This window comes from Streptomyces sp. NPDC023541 (assembly GCF_055559995.1).
In genome coordinates, this window is sequence record NZ_JBVHJO010000010.1 from 1 (window position 1) to 20,029 (window position 20,029).

Consider the following 20,029-nt stretch of genomic DNA (forward strand, 5'->3'; position numbering starts at 1 on the left):
ACGCCCGGTTACATTCCGAACCCGGAAGCTAAGCCTTTCAGCGCCGATGGTACTGCAGGGGGGACCCTGTGGGAGAGTAGGACGCCGCCGAACAACCCGCCCTTTTAGCTCAGTCGGTAGAGCGTCTCCATGGTAAGGAGAAGGTCAACGGTTCGATTCCGTTAAAGGGCTCCACAAGAAAAGGCCCCCGCCATTCGGCGGGGGCCTTTTTGCGTTCTCAAGGGTCAGTAGTAGCCCTTCTCGCCGTCCACCAGTTCGCGGATCGCGTCGAGATGGCCGGCATGACGGGCCGTCTCCTCGATCATGTGGAGCAGGACCCAGCGCACCGAGGCGGCACCCGCCTTGAACTCCGTGTTGCGGCCCGTGTCGTCCAGGGAGAGCGAGGCCACGATCTCGTTCGACACCGCGCACTGGCGGTCGTACTCCTCGAGGAGCCGGCCGAGGGGGATCCCGTCGACCTGCATGTCCGCGTCCTCCACCTCCCCGAACTGGGGGTTGGCGCCGGAAGGACGGTCCAGCAGCATCACCTCGAACCAGCAGTGCTCGACCCAGCGCATGTGGGAGACGAGACCTGCGGCCGTCATCAGCGGAGAAGACGGCAGGACGGGGCGGTGGGCGTCCTGGTCGGAGAGGCCCTCGCACTTCCAGCGGATGATCGAGCGCTGCATGTCGAGCCAGCCCAGGAGCTGGGTGCGTTCGTCGGCGGTGTAATCGGGGCGTATACGGGGAGTCGACATGGCCGCCGAGGCTAGCCCAGGCCGCCGCCGACCGCACCGCGATTAATCGCCCGCGCGAGGATGAGGCACGCGGAAGGCCAGGATCGCCATGTCGTCCGAGGCGGGCTCGGCCGCGAAGCGCTCCACCGCGCGCAGGACACGGGAGGCGACCGCACCGGCGGTCAGACCGGTACAGGTCGTCAGGACCTCCGTGAGGCCGTCGTCCCCGAGCATCCGGCTGCCCTCACGCCGCTCCGTCACACCGTCCGTGACGCACAGCAGGACGTCGCCAGGGTCGAGCATGACGGTCTGCTCGTACAGCTCGAGGTCCTCGATCACACCCAGCAGGGGCTGCGGTTCCGCCGCCGCGTCGACCATGCCGTTCGGACGCAGGCGCAGCGGGAGCGGGTGGCCCGCACAGACGACCTTCATCAGCGCGCCGCCGTCCTGCTGCGGGTGCAGCTCGCCGTAGAGGAGGGTGAGGAAGCGGCTGCGGGCGCCCTCGTCGAGGATGGCCGCGTTGAGGCGTTCGAGGACGGCCGGGCCGCCGAGGCCCTCGCGGGCCAGCAGGCGCAGCGCGTGCCGGGCCAGGCCGGTCACGGCAGCCGCCTCCGGTCCCGTGCCGCAGACATCGCCGATGGCGAAGCCGTACGCGCCGTCGCGGATCGGGAACACGTCGTAGAAGTCGCCGCCCACCTCGTTGCCCTCGCCGGCGGCGCGGTAGATGACCTCTACCTCCATGCCGGGGATGGCGGGGGAGCCTGGCGGCAGCAGGCTGCGCTGGAGGGAGCGGCTGATCGCCGTGCGCTCCGAATAGAGGCGGGCGTTGTCCAGGGCCAGCGCGGCCCGGCGGGAGAGGTCCTCGGCGAGTTCGAGGATCTCCTGGCGGAAGTGCTCCTCCCGCGGCTTGCCGAGGGTGAGCATGCCGATCACGCGGTTACGGGCGAGGAGGGGCAGGACCACCGTCTCGCCGCCGACCGCGAGGGCGGCTTCCGGCCACGGGCGGGCGCCGGCCTCGCGGACCGGTTCGGGCGGGCTGACCCGGGACAGCAGCGCCTTCAGACCGTCGATGCGGTCCTCGTCCTCGTGGAGGACGTATGAGAGGTACGGGTCCGAGGACTGGTCGGCGATGGTGTAGACGGCGCACCAGGTGGCGAGCGTCGGGACGGTCATCTGGGCCATGAGGGCCAGGGTCTGGTCCCGGTCCAGCGTGCCGGCCAGCAGGTCGGAGGCCTCGACGAGGAAGGAGAGGGACCCGCGGCGCAGCCGTTCCAGTTCGCCGAGGCGGGCGGACTCCACCGCCAGGGCGATGCGGTCGGCGGCGAACTGGAGGTGGAGCGCCTCCTCGTTGGAGTAGCGGCCGGCTCCCTCGGCGGCGACGCCGAGGGAGCCGGTGAGGCGGCCCTCGACCTTGAGGGGGACGGTGACCGCGGAGCGCATACCGGTGCCCTCCAGGAGCGGAACGGCTCCGGGGACGGCGACGAGGTCGTCGTGGACGGCCGGCATGCGGGCGGAGCCGTAGCGGTTGGTGCCGGCCTCGACCGGGACGCGGGCGAAGCGCTGGCGGGTGGAGGGCAGGCCGGTGGTGGCCCGGACCTCCAGTTCGGTCTCGTCGTCGGTGGCGAGCAGCAGGAAGGCGGCATCGGCGTCCAGGAGGTCGCGGGCGCGCTCCACGGTGCGCTGGAGCAGGCCGTCGAGGTCGTCGGGGGCGGGAGAGCCGATGAAGACCTCGAAGGGGTCGGCGGCACGGGGCTCGCCGAAGTGGCCGCTGTCCGTGGAGGGCACCCGTACGGGGCTCTGGAGGAGGGCGCGCTCGTCGTCGTGGACGAGCAGGCAGACGGTGGACGGCTCGCCGTGTGCGTCGCGGACCCGCAGGTGGGAGGCGTAGACGGGGATGACGCGCCCGTCGGCGCCGCGGACGCCGTAGCTGCCCTCCCAGCGGGACAGGCGCAGGGCCTCGACGATGCCGGTGCCGGTGCCCGGGGTCTGCGGCCACGCGGCGAGCTCGGCCAGCGGGCGGCCCACGGCCTTCTCGGCGGGGTGGCCGAAAATGTGCTCGGCGTCCTCGTTCCAGGCGGAGACGGCATCGCCCGAGTCGACCTGGAGGACGGCGACGCGGACCCGGCTGTCGGCGAGGGGGAGCAGCTGGTCGGGGACGACGGGGCCCGCCGAGCGGGTACCGACCGGCCGGTCTGGAAGATCGAGGCGGAACCAGACGTGCTTGTGGGTGGACGTGTACTCGACTCCCCAGCGGGTGGCCAGGGCGGCGCAGAGCATCAGCCCGCGGCCGTTCTCGCGGTCGGGGTCGGCGTACGGGCGCTCGCCCGGGTGCCCCAGCGGCAGTCCGCGCTCCGGGTAGCGGTCGGCGACCTCGACCCGGACGCCGTCCTCGGTGCGCAGGCACAGCACCTCCGCCCGGGTGCCGGCGTGGACCACGGCATTGGTGACGAGCTCGCTGGTGAGGACCACCGCGTCGTCGACGATGTCCGCGAAGCCCCAGCCCTGCAGGGTGTCGCGGACGAACGCGCGAGCGGCGGCGACCGAGCGCCCGAGGGGATCGAAGCTGGCAGCCGCCCGTGCCGTGATCACGAATCTCCTTCGACGCGGTTGGACATCGGTTGCCAGGTTACTTACCTTCGCGGACGGCATGGTGCCGTCGTCCGGGAATCCACTCGCAGGGTACGGCGGGTGTGCGATGGTGCCGAAGTGTTATGGCCGGGTTCGGCCAGGGTGAAACACTGGGCAGGCTTGCAGAGCCGGCTTGTGATGAGTCAGGTGTCCGGTGGAACAGTGGTCGACCCTTTCGGGAGGGACACGGTGGAGTCTGGCGCAGTGGTGCGGCGTACGGGGACGCGGCCGAAGGGCGGGCGGTCCCGGCGCAGCGGCACGACAGAGGTCGATACCGCCGCTCTGAACCGGCTGCTCACGGCCCTGGTGTCGATGCGGGACGGAAACTTCCGCAAGCGGTTGACGGTGTCCGGCGAGGGCGTGATGGCGGAGATCGCCGCCGTCTACAACGAGGTCGCCGACCGCAATCTGCACCTGACCGGGGAGCTGTCGCGGGTCCGGCGGATGGTGGGCCGCGAGGGGAAGCTGAGCGAACGGCTGGAAACGGGTGCCTGCGAGGGCTCCTGGGCGGCCGCGATCGACGCCTCGAACCAGTTGGTCGACGACCTGGCCCGGCCGGTGTCCGAGGTGGGACGGGTGCTGTCGGCGGTGGCCGAGGGTGATCTGGACCAGCGGATGGACCTGCGGGCGCAGGCCGCCGAGGGGGCGGGGCATCCGCTGCGCGGGGAGTTCCTGAAGGTCGGGCGTACGGTCAACAACCTGGTCGACCAGCTGTCCGCGTTCACCGACGAGGTGACGCGCGTGGCGCTGGAGGTGGGCACCGAGGGCAAGCTCGGCGGTCAGGCCCAGGTGCGCGGAATGTCCGGTTCCTGGAAGGATCTGACCGACTCCGTCAACACGATGGCGTACAGGCTCACCGCGCAGGTGCGTGACATCGCTCTCGTCACGACGGCCGTCGCGAAGGGTGATCTGTCGCGCAAGGTCACCGTGCACGTGGCCGGCGAGATGCTCCAGCTGAAGAACACCGTGAACACCATGGTGGACCAGCTGTCGTCCTTCTCCTCCGAGGTGACGAGGGTCGCCCGCGAGGTGGGCACGGAGGGCGAGCTGGGCGGCCAGGCCAAGGTGCCGGGGGTCGCGGGCGTGTGGAAGGACCTGACCGACTCCGTCAACACGATGGCCGGGAACCTGACGGCCCAGGTGCGCGGGATCGCGCAGGTGACGACGGCGGTCGCCAACGGGGACCTGTCGCAGAAGGTGCGGGTCAGCGCGCGCGGCGAGGTCGCGCAGCTGGCCGAAACGATCAACCAGATGACGGAGACGCTGCGGACTTTCGCGGACGAGGTCACGCGGGTGGCCAGTGAGGTGGGTGCCAAGGGCCTGCTCGGCGGTCAGGCGCAGGTGCCGGGGGCGGCGGGGACGTGGAAGGACCTCACCGACTCGGTGAACACCGTCTTCCGCAACCTCACCACCCAGGTGCGGGACATCGCCCAGGTGACCACCGCGGTGGCCAACGGCGATCTGTCGCAGAAGGTCACCGTCGACGTGGCCGGCGAGATGCTGGAGCTGAAGAACACCGTCAACACGATGGTGGACCAACTCCAGTCCTTCGGTGCAGAAGTGACGCGGGTGGCCCGCGAGGTCGGCGTCGAGGGCGAGCTGGGCGGTCAGGCGCAGGTGCCGGGGGCGGCGGGGACGTGGAAGGACCTCACCGACTCGGTGAACACCGCCTTCCGCAACCTCACCGGGCAGGTCCGCAACATCGCGCAGGTGACCACGGCGGTGGCCAACGGCGATCTGTCGCAGAAGGTGACGGTGGACGTCTCCGGCGAGATGCTCCAGCTGAAGAACACCGTGAACACGATGGTCGACCAGCTGTCGTCCTTCGCGGACCAGGTCACGCGGATGGCGCGGGACGTGGGTACGGAGGGCCGCCTCGGCGGCCAGGCCCGGGTGGAGGGGGTGTCGGGCACCTGGAAGGAGCTGACCGACTCCGTCAACTTCATGGCCGGGAACCTGACCTCGCAGGTGCGTCAGATCGCGCAGGTGACCACGGCGGTGGCGCGCGGCGACCTGTCGCAGAAGATCGACGTGGACGCCCGGGGCGAGATCCTGGAGCTGAAGAACACCATCAACACGATGGTCGACCAGCTTTCCGCCTTCGCCGAGCAGGTGACGCGGGTGGCCCGGGACGTGGGTACGGAGGGTCGCCTCGGCGGCCAGGCGCAGGTGCCCGGCGTGGCAGGCGTCTGGCGCGACCTCACGGACTCGGTCAACGGCATGGCCGGGAACCTCACCTCACAGGTGCGCAACATCGCCCAGGTCGCCACGGCGGTGGCGCGCGGCGACCTGTCGCAGAAGATCGACGTGGACGCCCGGGGCGAGATCCTGGAGCTGAAGAACACGCTCAACACCATGGTCGACCAGCTCTCGAACTTCGCGGAGCAGGTGACCCGGGTGGCCCGGGAGGTGGGCACGGAGGGCATCCTCGGCGGTCAGGCCGAGGTCAAGGGTGTCTCCGGCACCTGGAAGGACCTCACCCAGTCCGTCAACTTCATGGCGAACAACCTGACCTCCCAGGTGCGCAACATCGCCGAGGTGACGACGGCGGTCGCCATGGGCGACCTCTCCAAGAAGATCACTGTCGACGCCAAGGGCGAGATCCTCGAACTCGTCACGACCGTCAACACGATGGTGGACCAGCTGTCCTCCTTCGCCGAGCAGGTGACGCGGGTGGCCCGCGAGGTCGGCACCGAGGGCATCCTCGGCGGCCAGGCCCGGGTCCGCGGGGTCACCGGCATCTGGAAGGACCTCAGCGACAACGTCAACACGATGGCCGGCAACCTGACGGCCCAGGTGCGCGGGATCGCCCAGGTCTCCGCGGCCGTCGCCAACGGCGACCTGACGAAGAAGGTCACGGTCGAGGCGCGCGGCGAGGTCGCGCAGCTCGCCGACACCGTCAACACGATGGTGAAGACCCTGTCGTCCTTCGCCGACGAGGTGACGCGGGTGGCCCGCGAGGTGGGCACGGAGGGCCGCCTGGGCGGGCAGGCGCACGTGCCCGGCGTCTCGGGGACGTGGAAGGACCTCACCGACTCGGTGAACTTCATGGCCTCCAACCTCACCGGTCAGGTGCGGCAGATCGCCATGGTCACGACCGCCATCGCCAAGGGCGACATGACCAAGAAGATCGACATCGACGCCCGGGGCGAGATCCTGGAGCTGAAGACCACCATCAACACGATGGTCGACCAGCTCTCCTCCTTCGCCGACCAGGTGACGCGGGTGGCCCGCGAGGTGGGCACCGAGGGCATCCTGGGCGGGCAGGCGCGGGTGCGTGATGTGGACGGCACCTGGCGGGACCTGACCGAGTCCGTGAACGAGATGGCCGGGAACCTCACCCGGCAGGTGCGCGCGATCGCGGCCGTGGCCACCGCGGTGACCCGCGGCGACCTCAGCCTGAAGGTGGACGTGGACGCGGCGGGCGAGATCCAGGTCCTCCAGGACAACATCAACACGATGATCGTCAACCTGCGCGACACCACCTTGGCCAACAAGGAGCAGGACTGGCTCAAGGGCAACCTGGCCCGTATCTCCGCCCTGATGCAGGGCCGCCGCGACCTCGACGACGTCGCTTCGCTGATCATGAGCGAGCTGACCCCGGTGGTCTCCGCGCAGCACGGCGCCTTCTTCCTGGCGGTGCCGGCCGGCGGTACCACCGAGATCGGGACGGAAGGCGGCGCGGACGGCTCGTACGAGCTGCGGATGCGCGGGAGCTACGCGTACGCCGGCGGCCAGATGCCCATCTCCTTCCGGCCGGGAGAGGGGCTGATCGGGGCGGTCGCGGAGGAGAAGCGGACGATCCTCGTCGAGAACACTCCGCCCGGCTACCTGAAGATCTCCTCGGGGCTCGGCGAGGCCCCGCCGGCGCACGTGATCGTGCTGCCGGTGCTCTTCGAGGGGAAGGTGCTCGGCGTCATCGAGCTGGCCTCCTTCACGCCCTTCACGCAGATCCAGAAGGACTTCCTCAGCCAGATCGCCGAGATGATCGGTACGAGCGTCAACACCATCAGCGTCAACTCCAAGACGGAGATGCTGCTGAAGCAGTCGCAGGAGATGACCGAGCAGCTGCGCGAGCGTTCCGACGAGCTGGAGAACCGGCAGAAGGCCCTGCAGGCCGCCAACGCGGAGCTGGAGGAGAAGGCGGAACTGCTGGCCCAGCAGAACCGGGACATCGAGGTGAAGAACACCGAGATCGAAGAGGCGCGTCAGGTCCTGGAGGAACGTGCCGAGCAGCTGGCCGTCTCGATGCGCTACAAGTCCGAGTTCCTGGCGAACATGTCGCACGAGCTGCGCACCCCGCTCAACTCGTTGCTGATCCTGGCCAAGCTGCTCGCCGACAACGCGGACGAGAACTTGTCGCCGAAGCAGGTGGAGTTCGCCGAGACCATCCACGGCGCGGGCTCCGACCTGCTCCAGCTGATCAACGACATCCTCGATCTGTCGAAGGTCGAGGCCGGGAAGATGGACGTCTCGCCGACCCGGATCGCGCTGGTCCAGCTCGTGGACTATGTGGAGGCGACCTTCCGGCCGCTGACGGCGGAGAAGGGCCTCGACTTCTCGGTGCGGGTCTCCCCGGAGCTGCCCGCCACCCTGCACACCGACGAGCAGCGGCTGCTGCAGGTGCTGCGCAACCTGCTGTCGAACGCGGTGAAGTTCACCGACACCGGGGCGGTGGAGCTGGTGATCCGGCCGGCCGGGGCCGACGTGCCGACGGCGATCCGCGAACAGCTGCTGGAGGCCGGCTCGCTCCGGGAGGCGGACGCGGACCTGATCGCCTTCTCGGTCACCGACACCGGCATCGGGATCGCGGCGAGCAAGATGCTGGTGATCTTCGAGGCGTTCAAGCAGGCCGACGGGACCACGAGCCGCAAGTACGGAGGCACCGGGCTGGGGCTGTCCATCAGCCGGGAGATCGCCCGGCTCCTGGGCGGCGAGATCCACGCGGCCAGTGAGCCCGGCCGCGGCTCCACCTTCACGCTGTACCTGCCGCTGCACCCGAGCGAGCTGCCGCCGCAGGGGTACGCGCCGCCCACGCCCGGGGGAGCCCGCGGCGAGCTGTACCGCCGGTCCCTCGACGGGGCTCGCCCCGGGCTGCCGGTGCTGCCGGCCGGGCCCTCGGCGACCCCGGCGGCGCCGCCCCAGCCCGTGCGGTCCGCGCCGTCGGCGCCGTCGCCGTCCGGAGCGGGACAGAACGGCGGGGCCGGGCTGTTCCGGCGCCGGCGCAAGGCGCTGAGCGACCTGGAGCCGCGTACGGCGGTGCCGGGGCAGCCGAACGCGGCGGGGGCCGAGGACGGCTGGGACAGCGCGGAGGAGGAGCTTCCGGCGGCGGCGCGGACGTACGACTTCCGCGGCGAGCGGGTGCTCATCGTGGACGACGACGTCCGCAACGTCTTCGCGCTCACCAGCGTGCTGGAACAGCACGGGCTGGCGGTGCTGTACGCGGAGAACGGGCGGGAGGGCATCGAGGTCCTGGAGCAGCACGACGACGTGAAGGTCGTGCTGATGGACATCATGATGCCCGAGATGGACGGGTACGCCACGACCTCGGCGATCCGGCGGATGCCGCAGTTCGCGGGCCTGCCGATCATCGCGCTGACGGCCAAGGCGATGAAGGGGGACCGGGAGAAGGCGATCGACTCCGGGGCTTCCGACTACGTCACCAAGCCGGTCGACCCCGACTACCTGTTGTCCGTGATGGAGCAGTGGATGCTCGGGAAGTGACGGGAGGGAGAGCGGAGGGAGCCGGTCGCTGACGCACTGTGGCCGCGGCGGTGTGGGAGGGCGGTGCACGGGGAACCTTCTGCTCTCCCACCACGTTTCTGCTTCGTGCACAGTGACATCTTGGTGACAGGGTGTGGCGATCTCGGGACTGGGGCTACGATGACCGGCACAAGGACGGACGGCGCACGGGTGTCGTCCTCTGGGGCGGGGCCCGGCGCACAGGCCGGTGCCCAGAGCCGGGGAGGCCCCATGCCGGGGCGAGGAGGACAGGGCATGGTGCAGAAGGCCAAGATCCTCCTGGTCGACGACCGGCCGGAGAATCTGCTGGCGTTGGAGGCCATCCTCTCCGCGCTCGATCAGACACTGGTCCGGGCGTCGTCGGGGGAGGAGGCGCTCAAAGCGCTGCTGACGGACGATTTCGCGGTCATCCTGCTGGATGTCCAGATGCCGGGCATGGACGGGTTCGAAACGGCCGCGCACATCAAGCGGCGCGAGCGCACCCGGGACATTCCGATCATCTTCCTCACCGCGATCAACCACGGTCCCCACCACACCTTCCGCGGCTACGCTGCGGGTGCGGTCGACTACATCTCCAAGCCCTTTGCGGGCCAAGGTCTCCGTCTTCGTGGAGCTGTACACGAAGAACTGCCAACTGCGGGAGCAGGCGGCCCTGCTGAGGCTCCAGCTGGAGGGCGGCGGCTCGAACGGCGTGGACGCCGGCAAGGAGACGGCGGGCCTGCTGGCCGAGCTGTCCGCGCGGCTCGCGGCGGTCGAGGAACAGGCCGAGGCGCTGACCAAGCAGCTCGGCGAGGATTCCGCCGACGCCGGTGTCGTGGCGACCGCGGCCCATCTGGAACGCAAACTCACCGGACTGCGGCGGGCACTGGACGCGCTGGAGCCCGGCAGCGCCGGAGGGGCTCCGGCCCTGCCGTCGCAGAACTGACCGCGCACGCGTCCGGCTTGGCGGAGCGTCACGGCACCTGCCCGGCCGACGACACGAACGGGTGAAGGGGTGGGCACGCGTGTCCACCGGCGTGCGCACCGGTAACCTCGGCCTCATGGCCTCAAGTACGTCCGGCAAGGGTTCCCCTGGCACCGCGGGCACCGCGAAGGGCCGCACCGGCCGTACGACGGGGCCCGCCAAGAAGGCGGCCCCCGCACGCAAGCCACCGGCGAAGAAGGCCGCGGCCGCCAGGCGCGCCCCGGCCAAGAAGGCAGCGGCCAAGCCCGTGCCGTCCCCGACGAGCGGCGTGCTGCGACTGGTGCGGGCCCTGTGGCTGGGCTGCGCGCACGCGGTCGGCGCCGTCTTCCGCGGGATCGGCCAGGGGGCCAGGAACCTCGACCCCGCCCACCGCAAGGACGGCCTCGCGCTGCTCCTCCTCGCCCTCGCGCTGATCGTCGCCGCCGGTACCTGGTCGAACCTGAGCGGTCCCGTCGGGGATCTGGTGACCATGCTGGTCACCGGTGCCTTCGGGCGACTGGATCTGCTCGTTCCGATACTGCTCGGAGTCATGGCGGTACGTTTCATCCGCCACCCCGAACAGGCCGACGCCAACGGCCGGATCGGCATCGGGCTGTCCGCCCTCGCCATCGGCGTCCTCGGCCTGGTCCACATCGCCTGCGGAGCGCCCGGCCGGGACGAGGGCACCACCGCCATGCAGAACGCGGGCGGGCTCATCGGCTGGGGCGCCTCGAAGCCGCTGATCTTCACCATGGGAGCGCCGCTGGCGGTGCCCATGCTGGTGCTGCTCACCGTCTTCGGCCTGCTCGTCGTCACCGCGACCCCGGTCAACGCGATCCCGCAGCGGCTGCGCCGGCTCGGCATCCGACTGGGGCTCATCGCCCCGAACGAGTACGACGAGGGCTACGGGGAGCCCGAGGGAGTCGCCGCCGTACGGCACGACCCCGACCGGTGGCGGGCCCGGGCCGGGGCCGGCGCGGGCCCCGGCGACCCCGCGGACGCCGCCGAGGAGGAGGCACTGAGGCGGCGCCGGCCGCGCAAGACCGCCGCCCGCCCGGCGATGGACCGCGGGATGGACGCCGTCGACGTGGCCGCGGCGGCCGCCGCCGCCCTGGACGGGGCGGTCTACGGCGGAATGCCGCCCTCCCCGCTCGTCGCCGACCTCACGCACGGGATCTCCGCCGAGCGCGACGGCGTGGAGGCCACCGCCCCGGTGCCGACCGCTCGCGCCGGGCGTCCCACCGCGAAGGCGGCACCCGAAGCACCCGCCCCGCCCGTGCCCGCGGCCGCCCCGGAGCCCGCCGAGCAGCCGCACGCCACCACCGCCGCGGTCTCCGGAACGCTGGCGGTACCCGACCTGACGAAGGCCCCGCCCGAGGCCCAGCCGCTGCCGCCCCGCGCCGAGCAGCTCCAGCTGCGCGGGGACATCACGTACTCCCTTCCCTCGCTGGACCTGCTGGAGAAGGGCGGGCCCGGCAAGACCCGCAGCGCCGCCAACGACGCCGTGGTCGCCGCCCTGCGCAACGTGTTCACCGAGTTCAAGGTGGACGCCGACGTCACCGGCTTCACCAGGGGCCCGACGGTCACCCGCTACGAGGTGACCCTCGGCGCGGCCGTGAAGGTGGAGCGGATCACGGCCCTGACCAAGAACATCGCCTACGCCGTGGCCAGCCCGGACGTGCGGATCATCAGCCCGATCCCGGGCAAGTCCGCGGTCGGCATCGAGATCCCCAACACCGACCGCGAGATGGTCAACCTGGGCGACGTCCTGCGCCTCGCGGACGCGGCCGAGGACGACCACCCGATGCTGGTCGCGCTCGGCAAGGACGTCGAGGGCGGCTACGTCATGGCCAACCTCGCCAAGATGCCGCACGTCCTGGTCGCCGGTGCCACCGGCTCCGGCAAGTCCTCCTGCATCAACTGCCTGATCACCTCGATCATGGTGCGGGCCACCCCGGAGGACGTCCGGATGGTCCTCGTCGACCCCAAGCGCGTCGAGCTGACGGCGTACGAGGGCATCCCGCACCTGATCACGCCGATCATCACCAACCCCAAGCGGGCCGCCGAGGCGCTCCAGTGGGTCGTGCGCGAGATGGACCTGCGCTATGACGACCTGGCCGCCTTCGGCTACCGGCACATCGACGACTTCAACCGGGCGATCCGGGACGGGAAGATCAAACTCCCGCCGGGCAGCGAACGGGAACTCAGCCCCTACCCGTACCTGCTGGTGATCGTCGACGAGCTCGCCGACCTGATGATGGTGGCCCCGCGCGACGTCGAGGACTCCATCGTCCGCATCACCCAGCTGGCCCGTGCCGCCGGCATCCACCTGGTGCTCGCCACCCAGCGGCCCTCGGTGGACGTGGTCACGGGCCTGATCAAGGCGAACGTGCCCTCGCGCCTCGCCTTCGCCACGTCCTCCCTCGCCGACAGCCGGGTCATCCTCGACCAGCCCGGCGCCGAGAAGCTCATCGGCAAGGGCGACGGGCTGTTCCTGCCGATGGGGGCGAACAAGCCCGTCCGGCTCCAGGGCGCCTTCGTCACCGAGGACGAGATCGCCGGGATCGTCCAGCACTGCAAGGACCAGATGGCGCCGGTCTTCCGGGACGACGTCACCGTGGGGCAGAAGCAGAAGAAGGAGATCGACGAGGACATCGGCGACGACCTGGACCTGCTGTGCCAGGCGGCGGAGCTGGTCGTCACCACGCAGTTCGGCTCCACCTCGATGCTCCAGCGCAAGCTGCGGGTGGGCTTCGCGAAGGCCGGTCGGCTCATGGACCTCATGGAGTCGCGGGGCATCGTCGGACCGAGCGAGGGCTCGAAGGCGCGCGACGTCCTGCTGAAGGCCGACGAGCTGGACGGGGTGCTCGCGGTGATCCGCGGCGAGACGCATTCGTAGCCGTTTTGCGGGCAACCGTTTCCCTTGGGGCCGCGTCAAGTTGAAGAGAGGTGGCGGCACCGCGCACGACGTGACGTACGGCGGGGGACCGCCGCGCCGGAGGGACCCTTCCCACGCCATTCGGATGGCGTAGGCAGAGCACCCTCCGGTTGCTCCACCCTTTCGTCACCCCCCTAGACTGGACCTCCAGCAGGTGGCTACACGCTCGAAAGGCGCCCTTGTGTCCATCGGCAACTCCAACTCCCCCGAAGAAGAGCGGCCTTCGACCGACGACCGGTCCGAGGACCGTCTCGTCGAACGTTCCGTCGAAGAGCCGTCCATCGGGACGGCCCTCAAGAAGGCCCGGATCGCCGCCGGGCTCACAGTCGACGAGGTCAGTTCCATCACCCGCGTGCGCATCCCGATCGTGCACGCGATCGAAGAGGACGACTTCACGCGGTGCGGCGGCGACGTCTACGCCCGCGGCCACATCCGTACGCTCGCCCGCGCCGTCCACCTCGACCCGGCACCCCTGGTCGAGAGCTACGACGCGGCCCACGGCGGCCGGCCGGCACCCACCCCCGCCGCGCCGATGTTCGACGCCGAGCGGATCCGCCCCGAGCGGCAGCGGCCCAACTGGACCGCCGCCATGGTCGCCGCCATCGTCGCCGTGATCGGCTTCGTGGGCTTCACCGCCTTCGGCGGCGGCGACGAGAAGGGGAAGCGCCCGGTGGCGGAAGGATCCGCCTCGCCCAAGCCCGCACCCAAGCAGACCGGCGGCAAGCCTGCAGCGCAGCCCTCCCAGGTCCCGCCGGCCGCCAAGCCGGAGCCCTCGGACAGCGCCATCGCCGCCGCGCCCAAGGACCTCGTCACGGTCGTCCTGACGGCCGACACGGGCGAGAGCTGGATCTCCGCCAAGGACTCCACGGGCCGGCTCCTCTTCGACGGCACCCTCGTGCAGGGCGAGTCGAAGACGTTCACGGACAAGGAGTCCGTCGACCTCGTGCTCGGCGACGCCGGGGTCGTGAAGCTCTTCGTGAACGGCAAGGAGATCAAGGACGACTTCCGGCCGGGGCAAGTGGAACGCCTCACATACACCAAGGAGGACCCCTCCCGGGACCAGCCGCAGGCGGGCTGACCGAGGGGCCGCCCCCAGGGCGGAAAGCGTGAACCGGGATCCCCGGGGTGCTGCTCGCACCCCGGGGATCTCGGTGTACGGGGACTTGCGGCTGGGGCCGACGCCGGGACGAAGTAGTCTTGAGTCCATGCCCGAACGCCGTACCGTCGCCCTTGTCACTCTTGGCTGCGCCCGTAACGAGGTGGACTCGGAGGAGCTCGCAGGCCGCTTGGCGGCGGATGGCTGGGAGCTCGTCGAGGACGCCGCCGACGCGGACGTAGCCGTCGTCAACACCTGTGGCTTCGTCGAAGCCGCCAAGAAGGACTCCGTAGACGCCCTGCTGGAAGCCAACGATCTCAAGGATCACGGCAAGACCCAGGCCGTCGTCGCCGTCGGCTGCATGGCCGAGCGCTACGGCAAGGAGCTCGCCGAGGCCCTTCCCGAGGCCGACGGGGTCCTCGGCTTCGACGACTACGCCGACATCTCCAACCGCCTCCAGGTCATCCTCAGCGGCGGCAGTGTCGAAGCCCATACCCCGCGTGACCGCCGCCAGCTGCTGCCGATCAGCCCCGCCGCGCGCCAGGCCGCCGACGTCGCCCTCCCCGGGCACGCCCAGGCGCCCGCCGAGGCCCCCGCGGACCTGCCCGAGGGGGTGGCGCCCGCCTCCGGTCCGCGCGCCCCGCTGCGCCGCCGCCTGGACAAGAGCCCGGTGGCCTCGGTCAAGCTCGCCTCCGGGTGCGACCGGCGCTGCTCCTTCTGCGCCATCCCGTCCTTCCGCGGGTCCTTCATCTCCCGCCGCCCCAGCGACGTGCTGGGCGAGACCCGCTGGCTCGCCGAGCAGGGCGTCAAGGAGATCATGCTGGTCTCCGAGAACAACACCTCGTACGGCAAGGACCTCGGCGACATCCGGCTCCTGGAGACGCTGCTGCCCGAGCTCGCCGCCGTCGACGGCATCGAGCGCGTCCGCGTCAGCTACCTCCAGCCCGCCGAGATGCGACCGGGCCTGATCGACGTGCTGACCTCGACCCCCAAGGTCGTGCCGTACTTCGACCTGTCCTTCCAGCACTCGGCCCCCGACGTGCTGCGCGCCATGCGCCGCTTCGGTGACACCGACCGCTTCCTGGAGCTGCTGGACACCATCCGCTCCAAGGCCCCGCAGGCCGGTGTCCGCTCGAACTTCATCGTCGGCTTCCCCGGCGAGACGGAAGCCGACTTCGCCGAGCTGGAGCGTTTCCTCACCCACGCCCGCCTCGACGCGATCGGCGTGTTCGGCTACTCCGACGAGGACGGCACCGAGGCCGTCACCTACGAGAACAAGCTGGACGAGGACACGATCGCCGAGCGCCTGGCGCACATGCAGCGGCTCGCCGAGGAGCTCACCGCCCAGCGTGCGGAGGAGCGGATCGGCGAGACCCTGGAAGTGCTCGTGGAGACGGTCGTCCCGTTCGACGAGGCCGAGGACGGCGAGGGCGCCTACGGGCGCGCCGCCCACCAGGCCCCCGAGACCGACGGCCAGGTCGTCTTCACGGACGGCACGGGCCTGGTCCCCGGGCGTATCGTCACGGCGAAGGTCGTCGGCACCCTGGGAGTGGACCTGGTGGCCGAGCCCCTGGACATGCACTTTGAGGAGGCGGCCGGATGACCGGTGTCCCGGCATCTGCGGCGGGCGGGACCGGCCGCCGGCCCGTACCCGGCGCGAAGCTGGGCGCCGCGGCGGTCGATCAGGCCAGCCTGTGGAACATCGCCAACATCCTGACGATGATCCGGCTCGTGCTGGTGCCGGGCTTCGTCCTGCTGCTGCTCGCCGACGGCGGCTACGACCCGGCCTGGCGGGCCTGGGCCTGGGCGGCCTTCGCTGTCGCCATGATCACGGACATCTTCGACGGGCATCTGGCCCGGACGTACAACCTGGTCACGGACTTCGGCAAGATCGCCGACCCCATCGCAGACAAGGCGATCATGGGCTCGGCGCTGATCTGCCTCTCCTGGCTCGGCGACCTCCCGTGGTGGGTGACCGGGGTGATCCTCGGACGGGAGCTCGGGATCACGCTGCTGCGCTTCTGGGTCATCCGCTACGGCGTGATTCCGGCCAGTCGCGGCGGCAAGCTGAAGACGCTGGCCCAGGGGACGGCGGTGGGCATGTACGTCCTCGCACTGACCGGTGCGCTGGCGACCATGCGCTTTTGGGTGATGGCGATCGCGGTCGTGCTGACCGTCGTCACCGGTTTGGACTACATCCGCCAGGCGGTCGTGCTGCGCCGCCAGGGACTCGCCGCGGAGCGGGCCGCGCGGTGACGTACGGGGCGGGGGATTCTCCGGTGACGCGGGGGCGCTCCGGAGCGAGCGAGGGGCGCACGGCCGCCGCGTACGCGCTCCAGCTGCTCGCGGAGAGTGACCAGACCCTCGCTGTCGCGGAATCCCTGACCGGCGGCATGGTTGCGGCCGAGCTGACGGCCGTCCCCGGAGCCTCACGGTCGTTCCGCGGATCGGTCACGGCGTACGCGACGGAGATCAAGCACCGGGTCCTCGGAGTGAACGCGGACCTGCTCGCGGCCGAAGGCGCCGTGAACGCCCAGGTGGCCGCTGAGATGGCTGCCGGGGTGCGTCGGGTGATGGGCGCTTCGTGGGGGATCGCGACGACCGGGGTGGCCGGTCCGGAGCCCCAGGACGGCCAGCCGGTGGGCACGGTTTTCGTCGCCGTGGACGGTCCGGGGAGCAGGAAAACGGCCCGGCTGAGGTTGAACGGCTCCCGGGCGGAAATCCGTAGGGAGAGTGCACGGACAGTGCTCGAGCTTCTCTCGGACGAACTCCGTGAGAATGCGCGGGGGCAGGATACGGAACAGAACGGGGGGATTTGATGTTTGCAGCCCTGAGTGAACACGACATCGCTCCCCGCACGGCCGCGGCGCGAGGCGGTACGGTGGGGCGTGAAGGATGCGGCTACACGGTCAGAGGAGGGAGCCACCGATGATTCTGCTCCGTCGCCTGCTGGGTGACGTGCTGCGTCGGCAGCGCCAGCGCCAGGGCCGTACTCTGCGCGAAGTCTCCTCGTCGGCCCGAGTTTCGCTCGGCTATCTCTCCGAGGTGGAGCGGGGGCAGAAGGAGGCATCCTCCGAGCTGCTCTCCGCGATCTGCGACGCGTTGGACGTACGGATGTCCGAGCTGATGCGCGAAGTCAGTGATGAACTGTCGCTCGCTGAGCTGGCACAGTCGGCCGCGGCAAGCGAACCGGTCACCGTACCGGTCCGCCCGATGCTCAATTCGGTCTCGATGGCTTCGGTCGCGGGTCCGGAACGGGTGACCATCAAGGCGCCTGCGGAAGCGGTGAATGTAGTAGCCGCGTGAGCGAGCACGTGCGTGTTTGAGCTTGGCCGGAGCCCCGGCCGGTGCGTGGAGCACCGGCCGGGGCTCCCGGCCGTTCTGGGTGCGGGCGCGAGGGGGGTGCGAGACGATGGGGCCGTCCGGGTCCCGGCCCCTGGAGGTGGCAGTGCGGACGTCGCTGCGCATACCTGTGCTGTCGGCCCTCGCGCTGACGGCGGGGGCCCTCTGGTGGTGGGCCGTGCTGCGGCTGGTCCTGGCGCCGGCGGAGTCGGGCGCCGTGGAGGGCGCGGTGGCGGTGGGCGGCTGGGGCCTGGGGCTGCTGCCGGTGCACTGCGTGCCGGCGCCGCTGCGCAGGGCCCGGTGGCGGGCCGGCCGGGAAGCCGGGGCGTCGGGGGAGGTCACCAGGGCATCGACACCCCACCGTTCGGACGCAGGATCTGGCCCGTCATGAAGGACGAGGCGTCCGAGGCCAGGTAGAGCACCGCCTGTGCGATGTCCTCCGGCTCGCCGACCCGGCGCAGGGGAGACATGCGGACCATGGCGGCCTCGGTCCGCTCCTGGACCTCGGGGCCGTGGCGGCCGGTCATCGGGGTGCGGATCCAGCCGGGGGCGACGGCGTTGACCCGTAGGCCGTGCGGGCCCGTCTCGGTGGCGAGTGTCTTCGTGAGCTGGACTACGGCGGCCTTGGCGGCGCTGTAGCAGAGCAGGCCGGGCTGGGCGGCGTCCACGGCGCCGGAGGCCATGGTGACGATCGATCCGGGGCGGCCGGCGGTGATCATGGAGCGGGCGGCCTCCTGGCAGGTGCGCAGGACCCCCTTGAAGTTGATGTCCAGGACCCGGTCGAGGTCCTCGTCGGCCGTCTCCAGGACGCTGCTGGTGTGCATGATCCCGGCGATGGCGGCGGCGATGTCGAGCGGGCCCGCCGCGGTGACGGCCGCCCGGACCGCGGCCCGGTCGGTGACGTCAAGGGGGTGGACGGTGGCGCCGCCCCCGCCGGCCTCGGCGGCCAGGGCGGCCGTCTCGGCCAGTCCCCGCTCGTCACGGTCCGCGCAGTGCACGTGGGCGCCGGCCGCGGCGAGGAGGACGGCGGTGGCGCGGCCGATGCCGCTGGCGGCTCCGGTGACCAGGGCGGTGCGGCCGGTGAGGTCGTACGAGGCTGTGGGTATGGGCATGCCGGGACGGTACGACCGGACCTGACGGGTCGTCAATCGTTGCGTACCGGCGCCTGACGGCGGAGCCGGGGGCGGGGCGCGGGCCGCGGGCCCGGGCGGTCAGGGAGTGGGCCCCGGCTGGCAGCGGGGGCACCAGTAGGTGGGGCGGTCGTCCTGGGAGGCCTCGCGGACGGGGGTGCCGCAGCGCAGGCAGGGGCGGCGGGCGCGGCCGTAGACGAACAACTCCTGGCCGGGGCGGTGGATACCGGTGGTGTTGCGGTGCCCGGACCGGTCGCCGATGTTCGCCGACAGCAGGCGGTGGGCGGCGGCGGCCAGCCGCGGCAGCTTGGCCTCGGGGAGCGCGCCGACCGGGGTCCAGGGGGTGACCTGGGCCAGGAAGCAGAGCTCGGACTTGTAGATGTTGCCGATCCCGGCGAGGTTGCGCTGGTCCAGCAGGGCCTCGCCGAGGGGGCGCTCCGGGGTGGCGAGGAGGTTGGCGGCGGCGCGGGCGGGGTCCCAGTCCGGGCCGAGGATGTCGGGGCCGAGGTGGCCGACGGCGCGGTCCTCCTCGGCGGTGCGGATCAGTTCCAGGACGGGGAGGCGGTAGCCGACGGCCGTATGCCCGTCCGTGCCGAGGACAGCGCGGATCTCGTGGTCCGGGCCGCCGCGCCACTTCTCGCCGGTGGCGAAGACGTGCCAGGCGCCGTCCATGCGGAGGTGGCTGTGCAGGGTGAGGCCGCCCTCGAAGCGGGCGAGGAGGTGCTTGCCGCGGGGGGTGACGTCGAGGGTGACACGGCCGGTGAGGTCCGCCGTGGCGAAACGGGGGACGCGCAGGTCGCTGCGGGTCAGTTCACGGCCTGCCAGGGCCGCGTGCAGGCGGGTCGCCGCGCGCCGGATGCTGTCGCCTTCGGGCATGCCCCCATTGTCGCCGCGGACGCCCCCCGGCGGGAGGGCGCCCGCGGCTCACGCCCGCGGTGGAACGCGGCGGGGGCCACCCGCCGGGGGCGCGTCCGGGACGGACGGGGCGCGGGACGATCCCGAAGCCGCCCCTGGGGTGCTGGGGCTGGGTGCTGGGGCTGGGGGTGCCAGGGGGCCACGCCGCTTGCCGGCACCCCGGGTGGAACGTGGTGGGGGCGGGCCGGCGCCGGTGTCGGCGCTCGCTCCGCGCCGGTACGGCCGGGCCTGCCCAAGGCCGTCCACCGCGCACGGTCCGCGTCCTCCAGCACCCGGCATCGGGAGCGCCCGGCGTCAGCGGTGCGAGGATCCGCATGCGCCGACACCGCGTCGCCGCACGCGCGGAGACGGGGCCTGGTGGCGCCCGCCGTCATCGCCGCCCTGTCCGTCGGTTCCTGTCGCCCCGGCTCCCGCGCCGGCGGGGGAGCGGTGCGCCGGCCGCGGGCGGCGCCGTCGCCGGCGCCGCGTCGCACTCACGCCCGCCTCGTGCACGTGACGTCGGCGCCCCGGAGGCGGGCGTCGAGGAGAGCGGAATGTCGGCCACTTCGGCGATCCTGGGCGATCCGCTCCCGCCCGTTC

Annotated in this window: 12 protein-coding genes, 1 tRNA gene, 1 rRNA gene and 1 pseudogene; 11 read left to right on the forward strand and 4 right to left on the reverse strand. The window is 71.5% G+C overall.

Annotated features, from left to right (window positions below; all coding sequences use genetic code 11):
* A 5S ribosomal RNA gene (gene rrf, locus ACZ3X1_RS24285) occupies positions 1–93 on the forward strand; the annotation flags it as partial.
* A gap of 5 nt (positions 94–98) precedes the next feature.
* Positions 99–174 (forward strand) — tRNA-Thr (locus ACZ3X1_RS24290).
* 50 nt (positions 175–224) lie between these two features.
* On the opposite strand, the gene ACZ3X1_RS24295 is transcribed toward ACZ3X1_RS24290, so the two are convergent.
* Together ACZ3X1_RS24295 and ACZ3X1_RS24300 are read right to left on the reverse strand one after the other, a co-directional pair.
* A complete protein-coding gene (locus tag ACZ3X1_RS24295; protein WP_467280957.1) occupies positions 225–737 on the reverse strand; it encodes a DinB family protein in 513 nt (170 codons plus the stop codon).
* Between the two features lie 42 nt (positions 738–779).
* Entirely contained in the window at positions 780–3,365 is a 2,586-nt protein-coding gene (locus ACZ3X1_RS24300; protein ID WP_356815871.1) for a SpoIIE family protein phosphatase, read from the reverse strand.
* 168 nt (positions 3,366–3,533) lie between these two features.
* Here ACZ3X1_RS24300 and ACZ3X1_RS24305 point away from each other — a divergent pair, with 168 nt between their 5' ends.
* The 9 genes and pseudogenes from ACZ3X1_RS24305 (at position 3,534) to ACZ3X1_RS24345 (ending at position 17,796) form a co-directional block, all read left to right on the forward strand.
* Positions 3,534–9,068 carry a HAMP domain-containing protein gene (locus ACZ3X1_RS24305; RefSeq protein ID WP_467280958.1) on the forward strand — a complete coding sequence of 1,845 codons (5,535 nt, stop codon included), beginning with the start codon at positions 3,534–3,536 and terminating at the stop codon, positions 9,066–9,068.
* Positions 9,069–9,341: 273 nt separating this feature from the next.
* Positions 9,342–10,011: pseudogene (locus ACZ3X1_RS24310) on the forward strand (response regulator).
* Between the two features lie 115 nt (positions 10,012–10,126).
* Positions 10,127–12,928 (forward strand): FtsK/SpoIIIE family DNA translocase, encoded by a 2,802-nt coding sequence (locus ACZ3X1_RS24315; protein ID WP_467280959.1) that lies wholly within the window; start codon positions 10,127–10,129, stop codon positions 12,926–12,928.
* Between the two features lie 220 nt (positions 12,929–13,148).
* Positions 13,149–14,045, forward strand: coding sequence for a helix-turn-helix domain-containing protein (locus ACZ3X1_RS24320; protein WP_356810505.1), 897 nt, complete (start codon positions 13,149–13,151; stop codon positions 14,043–14,045).
* A 127-nt stretch (positions 14,046–14,172) separates the two neighbouring features.
* Entirely contained in the window at positions 14,173–15,666 is a 1,494-nt protein-coding gene (gene rimO / locus ACZ3X1_RS24325) for a 30S ribosomal protein S12 methylthiotransferase RimO (protein WP_390077073.1), read from the forward strand.
* Complete coding sequence (gene pgsA / locus ACZ3X1_RS24330; protein WP_326476625.1) at positions 15,663–16,319, forward strand: CDP-diacylglycerol--glycerol-3-phosphate 3-phosphatidyltransferase; 657 nt, start codon at positions 15,663–15,665, stop codon at positions 16,317–16,319. Before rimO ends, pgsA begins: the two co-directional genes overlap by 4 nt.
* Before the next feature lie 23 nt (positions 16,320–16,342).
* Positions 16,343–16,882, forward strand: a complete 540-nt coding sequence (locus tag ACZ3X1_RS24335; protein WP_356810503.1) for a CinA family protein — start codon at positions 16,343–16,345, stop codon at positions 16,880–16,882.
* Between the two features lie 109 nt (positions 16,883–16,991).
* A complete protein-coding gene (locus tag ACZ3X1_RS24340) occupies positions 16,992–17,369 on the forward strand; it encodes a helix-turn-helix domain-containing protein (RefSeq protein WP_030664971.1) in 378 nt (125 codons plus the stop codon).
* 106 nt (positions 17,370–17,475) lie between these two features.
* The gene (locus ACZ3X1_RS24345; protein ID WP_467280960.1) at positions 17,476–17,796 is read left to right on the forward strand and encodes a hypothetical protein; all 321 of its coding nucleotides are present in this window, start codon (positions 17,476–17,478) and stop codon (positions 17,794–17,796) included.
* On the opposite strand, the gene ACZ3X1_RS24350 is transcribed toward ACZ3X1_RS24345, so the two are convergent.
* Positions 17,744–18,517, reverse strand: coding sequence for an SDR family NAD(P)-dependent oxidoreductase (locus tag ACZ3X1_RS24350; RefSeq protein ID WP_390077078.1), 774 nt, complete (start codon positions 18,515–18,517; stop codon positions 17,744–17,746). The two genes, ACZ3X1_RS24345 and ACZ3X1_RS24350, sit on opposite strands and share 53 nt — an antisense overlap.
* Before the next feature lie 99 nt (positions 18,518–18,616).
* Positions 18,617–19,411: an Fpg/Nei family DNA glycosylase gene (locus ACZ3X1_RS24355; RefSeq protein WP_467280961.1), complete on the reverse strand. Its 795-nt coding sequence runs from the start codon at positions 19,409–19,411 to the stop codon at positions 18,617–18,619.
* Positions 19,412–20,029 lie beyond the last annotated feature (618 nt).